The sequence below is a fragment of the Kitasatospora sp. NPDC059973 genome, assembly GCF_042737525.1.
Classification (GTDB): domain Bacteria; phylum Actinomycetota; class Actinomycetes; order Streptomycetales; family Streptomycetaceae; genus Kitasatospora.
Map to the genome: position 1 here is coordinate 1 of NZ_JBHWUI010000117.1, position 14654 is coordinate 14654.

Consider the following 14654-nt stretch of genomic DNA (forward strand, 5'->3'; position numbering starts at 1 on the left):
GACGACCGTCGGGCCGGCCCTGTCCTCGGCGTCGTCCAGGTGCAGCACGGTCGCGGGGGGGGCCCCGCGGCGGGACACAGGTGGGAGCACGTCGAGCCGCGTCACCAGGACCCCGGCCACCACCGCGGGGGGGGGGTCGGTCACACCGACCCGCCGCCGTTCCACTGCTCCGCGGCCCCGCTCCGCTCAGTCCTGCCAGTCGACGATCCGGCTGGAACTCAGGGCGCGCTCGCCCCGGTGGGTGACCAGCGTGATGTCCTGCGGGGCGGGCGCGCCGTCGATCGCCCAGTAGATCCGGCCCGGCGAGCGGTGCGCGGGCCACTGCCGGGAGTCGACGATGCGCCACCGGGCGAGGGTGCGCAGGAAGAACGGGTCGGCAGCCGTCCAGCGCCCGTCCACCTCGATCTCGACCCACATGTGCTGGAGCGGGAAGGGCGCGGACATGATCAGGCCGCTGGCGCCCCGGATCCGCACGCCGGTGCCGGCGGCCTCGTCCAGCAGGACGTGGCCGGCGAGGCGGCAGTCGGCGAGGCCGGTCTCCCGGGCGAAGCCGACATCGGTCGACAGGTCGTGCGGGAGGAGGTGGAAGACCAGCCGCTCGACCGACGTGAACAGCGGGAGCACGGTGTCGCCGAACCAGTGCTCCTCGGCGGGCAGCGTGATCCGCCGGACGAAGGAGACGGGGCTCTCCCAGGTCACCTCGCCGGAGCCGGAGGCGGCGTCGAGCATGACGCTGGGCGCGAAGTCGCACGCGCCGGGGTGGCCCGGCTCGGGGCAGCGGCCGGTGGTGCGGAAGCGGTACTCGTTGCGGCTGCGGCCGAGTTCGCCGTCGAAGGCCCGCCCGAGCGTCTTCATCAGCATCCAGTTGGGGCTGTTGAGCTCCAGCTCGACGGTGACGTTCTCCAGGTCGAGCACGTCGTAGCGCCGTTCCTCGCCGGTGCCGCCGTGCGGCAGGCCCGCGTCGAGGAGCTGCTCCAGGAGGTCCCCGGAGACGCCGTAGACCTTCTGGAGTGAGGCCTGCGGGACGGTGAAACCCCGGTGGCCGTCCGGGACCCGCAGGATCCGGTCGACCACCTCCGTGACCGCCGTCCCGTGTTCCGGCCGAGGGTGTGCCTGGTGGTCCATCAGTTCTCCACTCTGCTGCCGGCCGACGGCTGGGCCGGCCGGATCGACGTTGCGCTCGGCGGCACGACCGTGTCGCGGTGACGGGCCGCGACGGCCTCCGCATGCTCCCCGAGCAGGTGCTCGCGCAGGGTCGCGAGTGTCGGCCGGGCGAACACCACGGCCGGGTCCAACTCGATCCCGTAGATCTCGCCCACCTGGCCGGCGAGCTGCAGCAGCGAGATGGAGTCGAAGCCGAGGTCCATCAGGTCGGCGTCGGTGTCGACCGCGTCCGGTTCGACCAGGAGGAAGCCGCAGGACTCCTGGCGGAGGTCACGGTCGACGGCCGCCGCGGCGCTCTGCGACGGCACCGGGGCGTCCGTGGTGTCCAGGGCGTCAGCGATGTCCCGGTCGTCCTGGTCGTCCCGGTCGTCGTGGTCAGCCCGGACCGCGGGTTCGGCGTCCACCCAGAAGTGCTTGCGCTCGAACGGGTAGGGCGGCAGCTCGACCCGCGCCGGACGGGGGGCCGGCCAGAGGCGGCTCCAGTCGATCGCCGCGCCCTCCGTCCAGAGCGCGGCGAGCCTGTCCAGCCGCCGCTTCGCCGTCAGGGCCTCGACGTAGGCCCGTCCGTCCTCGTCGTCCAGCAGGTGCCCGTGCGAGCCGTCCACGCGGGCGGTCCCGGTCCGCAGACCCTCGGCGGGGCGGCCCGCGGCGAAGGCCTCGAGTGCCGCCCGGAGCTCCGCGGTGCCGCGGGCGGTGACGGCGAGGCGCTCACCGAGCTCCCGCCGCCCGACCTGGCTGCTGTAGGCGAGGCGCGTCAAGTCGGACGCCGGGTCGGTGCCGCCCGCCGGGTCGGACAGCGTGCGGGCGAGGGCGGCGGCGAGGGTGCCCAACTGCTCCCCGGTCCGGGCGGAGAGCAGCACCGCGTGCTCGGCCTCCGTCCGTTCTTCCGCCACGCGCGCGGACAGGTACTCCTCGACGATCAGGTGGGCGTTGGCGCCGCCCGCGCCGAAGGCGCTCACCCCGGCGCGGCGCGGGACGCCGGGCGGGGTGCGCCACTCCTCCTCCGCCCGGGGGAAGCGGATCGCGGGGGCGTCGATCCTGGGGTTGACCCGGTCCAGCGAGACGCACGGCGCGATCCGGCCGTACTTGAGCTGCAGCAGCACCTTGGTGAGGCCCGCGACTCCGGCCGCGCCCTCCAGATGCCCGATGTTCGCCTTGATCGAGCCGACCGGGCACGGCTCGCCGTCGTCGCGCCCGGGTGCCAGGGCGCGGGCGAGTCCGGCGATCTCCAGCGGGTCGCCGAGGGCGGTGCCGGTGCCGTGCGCCTCGACGTAGGACAGGGTGTGCGGCTCCACGCCGGCCCGGGCGGCCGCCGCGCCGACCAGGTCGCACTGCCGGGCGGGGTCGGGCACGGTGTAGCCCGAGGTGCGGCCGGCGGTGTTCAGCGCGCTGCCCTTGATGACGCCCCAGATGTGGTCGCCGTCGGCGACCGCCGCCGCCAGCGGCTTCAGCAGCACGGCACCGACGCCCTCGCCGGGGACGAAGCCGTCCGCGGCCTCGTCGAAGACCTTGCACGCCTCGTCGGAGGAGAGCATGCCCGAGCCGGAGAGCCCGACGAGGTGGGCGGGGTGCAGGAGCAGGTTGACGCCGCCCGCGACGGCGGTGCGGCACTCGCCCCGGCGCAGGCTCTCGCAGGCCAGGTGGATCGCGGTGAGCGAGGACGAGCAGGCCGAGTCGACGGCGAAGCTGGGGCCGTTGAGATCGAAGAAGTAGGAGACCCGGTTGGCGATGGACCACGGCGCGGAGTTGGCTCCGGTGAGCCGGCCGAACGGCCAGCCGGTGGCACCGATCTTCCCGTACGTGTGGTTCATCGTCCCGACGAACACCCCGGTGGACGGCTCGTGCGTGGTGGTGCCGAGCATTCCGGCCTGTTCGAACAGGTGCCAGCACGCCTGCAGGAAGAGCCGCTCCTGCGGGTCGGTGTGGACGGCGTCCAGGGGCAGCATGTGGAAGAGCTCCGCGTCGAACTCGGCCACGCCGTCGATGAAGCCGCCCCAGCGGCCGTACGAGCGGTCGGGCCGGCCCCGGCGCGCGTCGAAGTGGGTCCGCCAGTCCCAGCGTTCCGGGGGGACTTCGGTGATGCTGCGTACGCCGTCCCGCAGGTTGCGCCAGAGCGCTTCGACGTCCGGGGCACCGGGATAGCGCCCGGTCACCGCGATCACCGCGATGTCGGAGGCGGCCGTGGCCGGGGTCGGCCGGGCCGGGGGTGCCGGCTCGGCGTGGGGCACGCCGGTGCCGGAGGTCTCCGGGCCCAGCAGGGCGTGGAGTTCGGGTCCGCGGGTCCGGCGCAGGTGCTCGGCGATGTCCGCCACCGTCGGGTGCTCGAAGGTCAGGGTGGGCGCGATGTCGCCGAGGTCCTCGTCGAACCGGACGGTGATGTTCATCCGGGTCAACGAGTCCAGGCGGAGGTCGCGCAGGGCGTCGGGGCCGTGCAGGTCGGCCGCGGCGACTCCGGCGGCCTCCGCCACGACCTCGCGGACATAGGAGTGCACGGCCGCGAACGACGGCACCTGGCCTGCCCCTGACAGGCCATCGGTCCCGGAATCGGGGGACATGGCGGTCCTTTCGTCTCAAAACGGCCGAAGCTGGAGCAGGGTCGGGCACCCGGGCCGGGGTACCCGGCCGGGTCGATCGGTCGGAATCGATCAGGCGGAATCGGTCAAGCGGGGCCGGTCAGGGCCCGGGTGGGGAACGAGATCGGGGTCTCCGCCCCGTCGTGGGTGGCGAGCACGAACTCGTGGTCCGCCAGCCGCCAGGCACCCTCGCCGATCGAGCGGTGGGCCGGCCATTCCTCGGCCGGGAGGAGGCCCCACCCGGTGAGCAGCTTCAGCAGGTGCGGGTCGAAGGAGACCCAGCGGTCGTCCAGCCGCACGTCCAGCCACGAGTGCGCGATCGAGTACGGCGCCGACAGGAAGAGGCCGAACGAGCGACGGGCCGTCAGGCCCAGCCGCCCCGCCTCCTCGGCGAGGTGGGTGGCCACCAGGCCGCAGTCGCCGATCCGGGCGTCGCGCAGGAACCCCACGTCGCCGCGCAGGCCGGCCGGAAGGTAGTGGAAGTGCACGTCCGCCACCAGGCCGGTGAGCCCGGCCAGCTCGGGGTGAACCTGCGCCGGCTGCGCGCGCACCTGCCGGGTGAGCGCGAAGGGGCCGCCCGGCGGCCCGGTGAACCCGGGCTGGGCGCGCAGTTCGGCCGACGCCGCCTGGCGGCAGTCGTGCTCGCCCGCACCGGGCGGACAGGCCGGCAGCACGTCCACCGCGTAGCCGGTCGCGCCGTGCGCGCCCGCCGCCGAGCGCAGGGCCGCCGACCACCCGCGCATGGCCATGAACCGGGCGGAGGGCAGCATCAGCGAGAGCGAGACGTTGGCCAGGTCCAGCTGGTCGTACCGGACGACGCCGGCACCGTCGGGCCCGCGGCACGGCAGTCCGACACCGGTGAGCGCGGCGAGCAGCCCCTCGTCGATGCCGGACTGCCGGGCGTCGGCCGCGGGGGAGGTGAACGAGCGGAACCGGTCGGGTACCCGCACGATCCGGTCCACGACCGCGCGCAGGGTCGCTTCGTCGGGCACCGGCCGCGCCTTACGGGCGGGCGGGGCCATCAGTGCGCCTCCGCGGGGACGGTGCGCGAGCCCTCGCGGTAGGAGGAGGCCTGGATCTCGTACAGCTCGCTGTACTGGCCGCCGCGTGCCATCAGCTCCGCGTGCGAGCCGAACTCGACGACCCGGGAGCCGTCGACGACCACGATGAGGTCGGCCATCCGGACGGTCGAGAAACGGTGCGAGACCAGGACGGTGATCCGGCCGGACTCGTCGTCGGCGGCGCTGCGGGCGGCCTCCGCGTAGCGTTCGAACAGCGCGTGCTCCACCTCGGCGTCGAGCGCGGAGGTCGGCTCGTCGAGGACCAGCAGCAGCGGGTCGTCCCGCATGAAGCCCCGGGCAAGCGCGACCTTCTGCCACTGACCGTGCGAGAGGTCGACACCGTTCTCCCAGGACGGACCCAGCTGCGTGGCGAGCCCGTCGGGCAGGCCGGCGACCAGGTCCTCGGCGCCGGCCCGGACGATGCCGCCCCGAACGGCGGCCGGGTCGTCGAGGCGTGCGACGTCACCCACGCCGACGGCCTGCTGCACCGGGTACTCGAACTTGAAGAAGTCCTGGAAGGCGCCGCTGATGCGCGCGCGCCACTCGGCGGGGGCGATCCGGCCCAGGTCGGCGCCGTCCACCGCGATCGTGCCGGAGGTCGGGGCGTAGAACCGGCAGAGCAGCTTGACCAGGGTCGTCTTGCCGGCGCCGTTCTCGCCGACCACCGCGATCACCTTGCCGGCCGGCAGGTGCAGGGTGACGTCCTCCAGGACGGCCTGCTCACCGCCGGGGTAGCGGAAGGTGACGTGCTCCAGGCGGATGCCGTCGCGCAGCCGGGCCGGAACGCGCTGGTCGGCCGCCAGCACCTCGGCGGCGGCGATGTCCTCCAGCCAGGTGAGCCGACGTGACACGTCGAGCCAGATGGTCCGGTAGAACTGCATATGGGTGACGGTCTGCCCGACGTACTGGGCCAGCCGACTGCCGGCGGTCAGCAGCAGCAGGGTGTCCGCCGCGCCCGCGCCGGAGTCCTGGGCGGCGAGCGCCACGACGAGAACGAAGGACGCCACGAAGACGGACTGGGCCGCCACCTGCCAGAGCGTGGTCGCCCAGCGGGTCCGGGCCAGCGGCTCGTACCGACGGCTCCAGGCGTCCCGCCGGGCCTCGTACAGCCAGCGCTGCACGCCGGCCACCCGGATCTCCTTGCCCGCGCCCGCCGACGTGGCCAGGGTGAAGAGGTGACGGGCCCGCCGCTCGTGCTGGGCACCGGCCTCCTCGACCTTCTTGTCGACGCCCGAGCGCCAGCCGGAGACCAGCACGCCCGGGACGGCGGCCACGCCGAGCAGCCCGTACAGCGGGTCGACCGACATGAGCAGCGCCAGGGTGATGACCAGGCGGATGACGGCGCCGATCGTCCCGAACAGCTCCTGGTAGAGGTAGCTGAGCGCGCCGGCGTGGTTGCGCAGCACCGAGATGCGGTCGGCGTGCTCGGCACGCTCGTGGTGCTCCAGCGTGGAGACGGTCGACTGCAGCCGGGCCACGTGCGACTCGACGAACACGGCGGCCCGGTCGGCGAAGCGGCGGTTGGCCCGGTCACTGACCACACCCAGCAGCCAGCCACAGGTGGCGAGGGCGCCGAGGAACAGCGCGGCGGCCGTGATCCCGCCGCTGTCCTGGCCGATCGCCGCATGGATCAGCGCGGCGAGGCCCACCGCGAACAGCGCGTCCGGCGCCGCGGCGGCGATCGCGGTCGCACAGGCCACCACGATCAGCAGCGGACTCGCCTGGTAGCCGAGACGCAGCGACCGCACCAGCGACCTGGCGGACGAGGGCAGCCCGTCAGAGGACGATGCCATCGGATTCCTCCTCGAAGTCGAAACGGGACGCCTGCAGGTCGAACATCTCCCGGTAGCGGCCGTTGGCGGCCATCAGCTCGTCGTGGGTGCCGAGCTCGGCCACCCGGCCGTCCTCCAGGACGCAGATCCGGTCGGCGTGCCGGACGGTCGAGAAGCGGTGGGAGATGAGGACGGTGGTGCAGTTCTCGGTGGCCTCGAGGATGCGGTCGAAGATCGCGGCCTCGCCCCGGACGTCGAGCTGCGCGGTCGGCTCGTCGAGGACGACAACCTCGGCGCCCTGGCGGACCGCGCACAGCGCGCGGGCCACGGCGACCCGCTGCCACTGACCGCCGGAGAGGTCCCGGCCGCCCTCGTAACCGGCGGCGAGCACCGTGTCGAGGTCGGCGAGGTCCGCGGCCCCGGCGTCGGCCAGCGCGGCCCTGATCACCTCGTCGGACGCGCCGAGCGGCGCGACATTGGCGCGTAGCGGCAGCTCGTACCGGTTGAAGTCCTGGAAGACGGCGGTGATCCGGCGGCGCCACGCGGTGAGGTCGAGGTCGTGCAGCCCGGTGCCGCCCACCTCGATGGTGCCGTGGGTCGGTTCGTAGAGGCCGCAGAGCAGCTTGACCAGCGTGGTCTTGCCCGCGCCGTTGAGACCGACGATGGCCAGCGAACGGCCGGCCTCGATGGTGAGGTCGAGCCCGGAGAGCACCGGCCGGGAGTCGGTCGGGTAGGTGAAGCCGACGTCCCGGAAACGGATCTCCGTACCCGCCGTCGTCTTCGGGCTCGCGGCCGCCTGCGCGTCCGCTGCCGTCCTCGGGCTGCGGTCACCGGTGGCGAGCGCGCCGGTCTCCGCCATCGCGGGGCCGAGGGCCAGCACGGCGGCCACCGAACCGGCGGCGGGCGGCAGCGCCCAGTTCAGGCCGCCGAAGGCGAGTGCGCTCGCCCCGACCGCGGCCTGCGCGAAGACGACCACCTCGCCGGTGCCGATGGCGCCGGAGACGGCGTCCCGGGCGAGCGACCAGAGCATCAGGCCGTTGGCGACGACCAGCAGCAGAATCGTCCAGCGCAGCGGGCGCTGCTTCAGCCGCGTGCTCTCCCAGCGCAGCTCGACCAGGCGGCGACGGCTGGCGGTGAACTGGTCGACGACCCAGCCGCCCAGGCCGAAGATCCGGAGCTCCTTCGCGGCCGCGGCCTCGACGGCGAGCTTGTACGTGTAGTCGGAGCGCCGCTGAGCCTCCAACACCTCGCCGGAGTTGCGGTCCCAGAAGCTGCTCTCCCGCAGCAGCCAGTGCGTCGCGATCCACGCGCCGCCGACCAGCAGCGGCGCCCACCAGGTGTACGCGGCGAGCACGACGAGCTGACCGACGCCGACGGCGGCCTCGACCAGGCCACCGGCGATCAGGCCGACCGAGATCGCCATCGGCGGTCCGACCGTGCCCTGGTCGAAGTCGCGGGCGCCGGCCAGCTTGTCGGCCAGTTCCCGTGACTCCAGATGGGCGATCCCGTCGGGCGCGGTGGTGCTCTCCACCAGCAGGTCGTGCAGCAGGCAGGAGAGACGCTCTCCGAGGGCCGTGCCGACCAGGGAGTGGAACGGCACCAGCAGCCGGAAGAGCACGAACACGAGGCCGGCGGCGCAGAGCGGACCGGTCGGCGAGGCGTGGTCGTCGATCGCGTCCACCAGCAGGCCGACGGTGACGGCGAACAGCGCCGGCAGCGCGCCGCGCACGACGATCAGGGCCCACCAGGCGACGGCCAGCCCCCGGTGCGCGCGCGGCAGGACGGCGAAGAAGGTCCACTCGTCCCGCTCGCGCAGCCGGGCGATCCGCGCTCCGAGGCCGGCGGCCCCGGCTTCCGTGCCGTCGGGGGTTTCGGTGCCCTCCGTGCCGTCGGGGGCTTCGGTGGCCTCCGCGGCTACGGAGGCCGTCATGGGTGGATCGCCGTCTTGCTGGGTGGGCACGGAATGACACTTCCTCGGTGCGGTGGAACGGTTTGATAACGGTCGGCCGACTGGGGACGACCGTGGCGCGGACCGCGCGTCAGGCCCGGGTGGCGGAGACCAGGTACCCGGTGGTGCCGCCGAGGTAGTGTCCCTCGGCGTGCAGGAGTTCCAGCCGCCGCTTCCAGTCGACGACCTGCCGGGCGGTCAGCACCCGGTCCTTGACGAGCTGGGCCAGTGGCCGTCGCATCGTGAACAGGAAGAACGAGTAGTCGTTGAAGACCAGGTGCGGCTCGACCGCGATGTCGGTGAAGCCCGCCTCCCGGTAGAGCCGGGGCAGCTGCCGTCCGATCCAGCCCTGCAGGGCCGCGTCGGCGACGTAGTCGAGGACCGTCCGGGTGGTCGCCCGGTCGGGATGGTCGAGCACGGTCGAGCCGAGGTCGAACTCGAAGGCCACCGCCCGGCCGCCGGGCCGTACCACCCGGGCGATCTCGGCGATCGCGCGCGGTGCGTCGGGCACGTGCTGCAGCAGCGTCTGGGCCCGGCAGCGGTCGAACTCGCCGTCACCGAAAGGGAGGTCGAGCGCACTGCCGCAGACGAAGGAGACGTCGGCAGCGGCCGCGGCGCCCCGGCGACCCGCCTCGGCGACCATGGTCCGGCTGACGTCGATCCCGGTCACGCGGGCGCCCGGCGGCACCTCGGCAGCCATTCCGATGGCGTCCGAACCCAGGCCGCAGCCGACGTCCAGCACCGATCGCGCGTCGGCCAGCCGCAGAGCGGCCGCGATGGCTGCCTCGACGCCGCGCATGCCCGGGTACGCCTTACCCACGTCCAGCGCGCGGATCAGCGGGCCCGGGTCCTCCGCGTCGTCCACGGCCGCGAAGGCACGCAGGTCGGCTCCGATCGCCTCTGCCTGCATACGGATTCCCCCTCTGATGGTGCACGCGGGGCATGATGGCGGGACCGGCCGTGGCGGACTCATGACGAGCGCTCGAACGACCGCGGTCCCGGCGCCCTCGAACCGTCGCGGCCGGATACCCGGCAGCGGCGGCCCGACTTCCCCGTCAGCGCCGGCTGATTGATCTTCGCCAGACTCTAACCGCATGACATGTACGCCGTCGAGCGTGATGATCACCGCATCCAAACACTTCGTGACGCGCATCACATTGCTGATGTGGACATGCCCCGTGTTAGCGTCACCGCCTAAGTGGATCAAGGAAGGGGGTGGAATCCATGGCTACGCGTCCCGCTCCGACCAACGAGGAGCTCGCGCAGTTCGAGGCTTGGGTCACCGAGCTCGACATCGTGCTCACCAAGAAGCCGTAACCCGCGACGACGTCATGAACGTCGAGCGACGGCCGTTCCGCGACGGCCACCGAATCAGGAAACGGGGGTGAAAGACATGGCTACGCGTCCCGCTCCGACCAACGAGGAGCTCGCGCAGTTCGAGGCTTGGGTCACCGAGCTCGACATCGTGCTCACCAAGAAGCCCTGAGCCCACGGCGCCCAGGTATGGGCCGATCAGAACGTCAGAAGGGGGTGACACCAATGACCGCTGCAGTCGCGGAGGCAACGCGCCCCTCTCCGACGCTCGACGAGATCGCCGATTTCGAGGCGTGGATCACCGAGCTGGAAACCGGCACCGATGCGGACCGAGAGTTCCGCATGGGCAAGATCGCCATCTGACGGCGCACCGCCCGACGCCCGTATCGCCCGACGCCGACCGCATGACGCCGTCGCGTCCGGCGCCGCGCGCATCGGCCGCCCGCGTGGCTTCCGTGGCGCGACCACGCCCCGGAGGCCACGTCCGGCGCCGTGTCGTCTGGCTCCTGCCCCACGACCGTGACCAGGGCCCCGACGGCCTATACGCCACCGGCGCCCCGGGCGAGGCCGTCGACCCCCGCACCGTCGCTCCCGGCGTCAAGGGCTACAAGACCGAGCGATCCGAAGGCGGCCCCGCCTCGCCCGCCATGCTCGAACTCCGAATAACGCTCCCCAAGGGCTGAAGCGGGACGCCGTGTTGACGGCGGGAAGGCAGAAGGTGCGGGCGGCGCTACGCTCCCTCCATGACCGACGACACCGCTGTGGTGCCGGCGCCACGGGGGCACGCCGAACCACTGATTCCGGCGGCCTACGGCACCGACGGAACGGGCTGGACCAAAGTCAACGCGTCCCCCGAGTGGTGGAGATGGGCCGCCACCTCACCCAGGTGGCCGGAGCTGGCCGAACGTTTCGCCCAGGCCGGGGAGGAAGGCGTCAACCCTCGCCTGTGCCGGGCCGTCGGTGCGTCGACGAAGAGACCCTGCACGTTCAACACCAGCACGGAGCCCTGCCCCCACCATGGTGAAGGCCACGAAGCCAACCGGTGCGGCGCCAGAACGAAGAAGGGCACCGCCTGCCAGTGGAACCTCGTGGTCAACGGCGAGTGCCCCAACCACCCCCACACGTGGGAGCGTATGCCCTTACTGTCACGCCGCAGCGGGGGAGCAGTGCCGACGGCGGGACGGGAGCGAGGCCGGCTCTCTCCACACGCCGCGGCGGCGTCTCGGTCTGCATGCACAGGTCGCGGCCGTAACGGCCTGTGAGTCCTGCGGCGCGATGGAGGGAAGCCTCTGCAGGACGTCCAGCGGCAAGTCCGCCCTCGACCCCCACGCCGCCCGTCGGCGCGACCGGTAGCCGGGGATCGGGCCCCGAACCGGTTGGCCAGCAGTATCGGAGCGGTGACACCGCACGATGCGCGGCGGAGGGAAGCACGGAAGCGGCGGATTCCGGAGCTCCCGCCCCGACTGCGCCGGCCGGCACGCAGCACTTCTCGCCGAGCACGACATGGCATGTTCGCGCCCCAAAAGATTGCAGGTCACAGCCCTAGCCACGGTGAACGGGCAGGTCTAGCGTTACCGCCACAGCAGCCCAACGCCCCCCGCAACGGGCTGCTGAGCAGCACGGTCGCCCTGGCGGCCGAGCCTCCCACGGCCGGGACCTCGGGCACCCCCCTGTCCCCGAAGTCCCGGCCGCTGCCCGAAGCCCTGCGGGCGAGCAGCCGGCCGCCCAGGACCGGGCGACGCAGGCCGCGCCCCTGGCTCTCTACCACCGCGTGTACACGGCCCGCCGGAGACCGAAGCCACAGCGACCCGACCACGGCCCCGGGTACCGACCGGAGCGGCCGAGGGAGGACACTGGTACCGGACCCGCCCGTACGAGAGCTTCCGGAGGAACGGTGAGCGCAGCACCCCTGCACGGCCACCACGACGACCGCCAGCCCATCGCCCGCACCCAGGACGCCGTCGCCGCGGCCCTCCCGCCGGCGCAGCGGATGGAGTTCTACCGGGAGATGGGCGAGGCCGACGTCGAGATGATCGGCGGCGTCCTGCGCCGCTGGTGGCTGCGGGCCGAGCTGTACCGGGACCCGGAGGGCGACCGGATCCACGCCGCCGTCCAGGCCGGCACCGCCCCCGGCACCTCCGCCTCTGCGGTGCTGCGGCGTCTCGGCGCCCTGTGAGCGAGTACCACGACGTTCCGGACGACGACGACCCGCTCACCCTCTCCCCGGCCGTCGAGGATTTCTTGGATGACCCCCGAACGCCGGCCGACGTGTTCTCCGCCGTCGTCGCCTTCCTCGTCGACCTCCGCGAGCACCCCTTCCCCGAGCTGAGCCTGCCCGCGATCGAGGAGCCCCCGGGTCCTTGAGCATGGTCATGGCGCCGTCCCGTTCCATCCGGCGCCGCCGTTCGATCCGTCCGCACCGTTCACCGCCGAGGTCCCAGCCACCGTGCCCTCACCCTCCCCGGCAGTGCCGCCACGCCCGCCGGCACGGGCGTCGCCGTTGTGGCAGCCGCTTGCCGTGCCCGGTTGTGGCTGCCGCGGCGGGGCACCGTTCGTCCAGGAGCGGGCCTTGGCCACCGCAGGGGGCCTTGACGTGCGTTCTTCACGCGGCTCCTCCCGGCGGGATCCCAGTAGTGGCAAATGGTGGCGTTCTCGCGCGCCGGTCGAGCGCGTCAGTGGCAGCGCTGGAGCGGGGCGGCCGACTGAACTGGCCCTTGACGCCGCTGCCCCGCCTGCCGGCCGGTGTTCCGTTTCATCCAGAGCAAGGGATGATCTTGTTGGTGCCGTGGTGACTGCGGCGTCGTAATGCACTGGGGTTATGTCTCGAGGGGGAGTCGTGCGGTTCGTGCGCCGTTGTTCTGGTGTGATGTCGGCGGCTGTGTTGGCTGCCGGCCTGGTAGGGGTGCAGGCGGTGGATGCCGGGGCGGCCGGGGAGTGTTCGGCGGGGCGGGTCCTGAATGTGGTGGCCCATCATGATGATGATCTGATCTTCCTGACACCGGATTTGATCAATGATCTGGCGAACCCGGACGTGTGTGTGCGGACCCTGTTCCTGGTGGGGTCGTACTACGAGCGTCCCTGGGTGGCGCCCCATCCGGGAGACGCGGGCAAGTACGCGTACATGGAGAGCCGCGAACTCGGCGTCCGCCAGGCCTATCAGGCGGCGGCCGGTATCGCCGGGCCGTGGCAGCACGGACCGTATGCGGCGGCGGGGGTGCAGGCAACGGCCTGGTCGCTCGGCGGCCGGATGTCGACGGTGGAACTGCGGGTGCCCGACGCCACTGCGTCCAATGATGCCGGGACGATGCGCAAGGGCCAGCTGTGGGCGCTGTACGCAGACGATGTGGAGGCCTGGCCCATCCCAGGGGCGGACGCGCCCGTGCAGCAGCGACTGAGGCGCGAGCAGGTCCTCGCGTTCATCCAGGGCGTCATTGACGAATACCGGCCGACCGTCATCAACACCGAGGACCCGTCGGCGGACCACCAGAAGCACTCGCAGGCTGGCCTGGATGGCGCGTACTTCCATCCCGACCACGTCGCGACGACCAGGTTGCTTATCGGGGCGCTGGACCGGCGCGGCACGGCGTGGCCGCGCATCACCTACTACCGGGACTACCTGGCGAGGGAAGGGAACCCCAACCTGGACGAGGCGACCGCCGCCCGCAAGTGGGAGATCTTCCGCGTCTACAGCAACCACGACGACGAGATCTGCCAGAGCGGCTCCTGCCGGGACGACTACATCGAGCACCGCTCACGTCAGTACTACGCGGACTCGCCCTGGCGCGGCTACTACCAGTTGCCGGTGTCCTTCAGTTCCGAGGACCCGAAGCTCACCCAGCGCTATCGCGTCGTGAACCGCGCGACCGGTCTCTACCTCGATGTCGCCGGCTCCTCGACCGCGGACCAGGCCGCCGTGGTTGGCCACACCGCCACCGGTAACCCCAACCAGGCCTTCGTCTTCAAGGCCGCGCTGGGCGGCTGGAACCTGCGTCCGGCACACAGCGGCCAGTGTTTGGAGGTGCCCGGTTCCAGCACCGTCGCGGGCGCCGGGTTGACCCAGTACCACTGCACGGCCAACACCTCCGACCCGGGCGAGGTGGAGGACATGGTGCGCATGAACCAGGCCTTGCGCATCCGCGGCGATCACACGACCGGCTACACCATCACCGCCGCCCACTCCGGTCTCGCCCTGACCGCCCCGGAGCAGGCCGGTGGACGCGTCACCCAGGAGACGGGGACCGGCTCCGCCAACCAGCTGTGGGACCTCGTCCCCGCCTGAACGGATCCTGCTCAGGGACGAATCCGCGTCCGGTGTCGAGGGTGCGATGGCATCGCGACACTGGACGCGGATTCGCCCCCGCGGGGCTGATACCGGCGGTATGGCGGTATCTCCATGACCGGAAGGCGCCAGCTCGGACGCTGGCCTGTCGTCAAGCCGAGCCTGTCGGTCAGCCGACGGTGGTGGCGGTGATGTTCTGGATGCCGCTGCTGGGGATGGCGGTGAAGGTGGTCCAGGTGCCGTCGGGCTTCTTGTCGGCGGTCCAGATCTGGTTGTCGGTGCCGATGGCGAACAGGCGGATCGTGCCGCCGATGGTGATGGCGGTGGCCTGCTTGACGCTGTTGGCGCCGGGGACGGCGTCGAAGGCGGTCCAGGGGCCGCCGTTGGTGCTGTCAGTGGTCCAGATCTTGTTGTCGCCGCCGACGGCGAACAGGCGGACGGTGTTGTCGACGGTGGTGGCGGTGATGTTCTGGATGCCGCTGCTGGGGATGGCGGTGAAGGTGGTCCAGGTGCCGTCGGGCTTCTTGTCGGCGGTCCAGATCT

General features: G+C 72.4%; 11 protein-coding genes and 1 pseudogene. 5 read left to right on the plus strand and 7 right to left on the minus strand.

The annotated features are described in order from the left end of the window. Nucleotides 1-186: 186 nt before the first annotated feature. The 6 genes from ACFWA9_RS27280 to ACFWA9_RS27305 all read right to left on the minus strand — a co-directional run bounded on the left by ACFWA9_RS27280 (nt 187) and on the right by ACFWA9_RS27305 (nt 9428). Entirely contained in the window at nt 187-1125 is a 939-nt protein-coding gene (locus ACFWA9_RS27280; protein ID WP_380390445.1) for a hypothetical protein, read from the minus strand. Beyond that, complete coding sequence (locus tag ACFWA9_RS27285) at nt 1125-3674, minus strand: beta-ketoacyl synthase N-terminal-like domain-containing protein (protein WP_380390447.1); 2550 nt, start codon at nt 3672-3674, stop codon at nt 1125-1127. The genes ACFWA9_RS27280 and ACFWA9_RS27285 overlap by 1 nt, the downstream gene beginning before the upstream one ends. Before the next feature lie 149 nt (nt 3675-3823). Then, nucleotides 3824-4729 (minus strand): transglutaminase domain-containing protein, encoded by a 906-nt coding sequence (locus tag ACFWA9_RS27290; RefSeq protein ID WP_380390449.1) that lies wholly within the window; start codon nt 4727-4729, stop codon nt 3824-3826. A 29-nt stretch (nt 4730-4758) separates the two neighbouring features. Continuing rightward, nucleotides 4759-6591 carry an ABC transporter ATP-binding protein gene (locus tag ACFWA9_RS27295; protein ID WP_380390451.1) on the minus strand — a complete coding sequence of 611 codons (1833 nt, stop codon included), beginning with the start codon at nt 6589-6591 and terminating at the stop codon, nt 4759-4761. Further along, nucleotides 6575-8500 (minus strand): ABC transporter ATP-binding protein, encoded by a 1926-nt coding sequence (locus ACFWA9_RS27300; protein ID WP_380390453.1) that lies wholly within the window; start codon nt 8498-8500, stop codon nt 6575-6577. The genes ACFWA9_RS27295 and ACFWA9_RS27300 overlap by 17 nt, the downstream gene beginning before the upstream one ends. 109 nt (nt 8501-8609) lie before the next feature. Beyond that, complete coding sequence (locus ACFWA9_RS27305) at nt 8610-9428, minus strand: methyltransferase domain-containing protein (RefSeq protein ID WP_380390455.1); 819 nt, start codon at nt 9426-9428, stop codon at nt 8610-8612. A 629-nt stretch (nt 9429-10057) separates the two neighbouring features. Here ACFWA9_RS27305 and ACFWA9_RS27310 point away from each other — a divergent pair. The 5 genes and pseudogenes from ACFWA9_RS27310 (at nt 10058) to ACFWA9_RS27330 (ending at nt 14111) form a co-directional block, all read left to right on the plus strand. Further along, nucleotides 10058-10195, plus strand: coding sequence for a hypothetical protein (locus tag ACFWA9_RS27310; RefSeq protein WP_380390457.1), 138 nt, complete (start codon nt 10058-10060; stop codon nt 10193-10195). A gap of 113 nt (nt 10196-10308) precedes the next feature. Continuing rightward, nucleotides 10309-10515: pseudogene (locus ACFWA9_RS27315) on the plus strand (DUF6009 family protein); the annotation flags it as partial. Between the two features lie 1211 nt (nt 10516-11726). Next, the gene (locus ACFWA9_RS27320) at nt 11727-12008 is read left to right on the plus strand and encodes a hypothetical protein (protein WP_380390459.1); all 282 of its coding nucleotides are present in this window, start codon (nt 11727-11729) and stop codon (nt 12006-12008) included. Continuing rightward, entirely contained in the window at nt 12005-12196 is a 192-nt protein-coding gene (locus ACFWA9_RS27325) for a hypothetical protein (RefSeq protein WP_380390461.1), read from the plus strand. Before ACFWA9_RS27320 ends, ACFWA9_RS27325 begins: the two co-directional genes overlap by 4 nt. A 472-nt stretch (nt 12197-12668) precedes the next feature. After that, nucleotides 12669-14111 carry an RICIN domain-containing protein gene (locus ACFWA9_RS27330; protein ID WP_380390462.1) on the plus strand — a complete coding sequence of 481 codons (1443 nt, stop codon included), beginning with the start codon at nt 12669-12671 and terminating at the stop codon, nt 14109-14111. Nucleotides 14112-14280: 169 nt separating this feature from the next. Here ACFWA9_RS27330 and ACFWA9_RS27335 read toward each other — a convergent pair. After that, nucleotides 14281-14654, minus strand: a 374-nt coding sequence (locus ACFWA9_RS27335; protein ID WP_380390464.1) for a hypothetical protein, incomplete at its 5' end; no start/stop codon positions are given.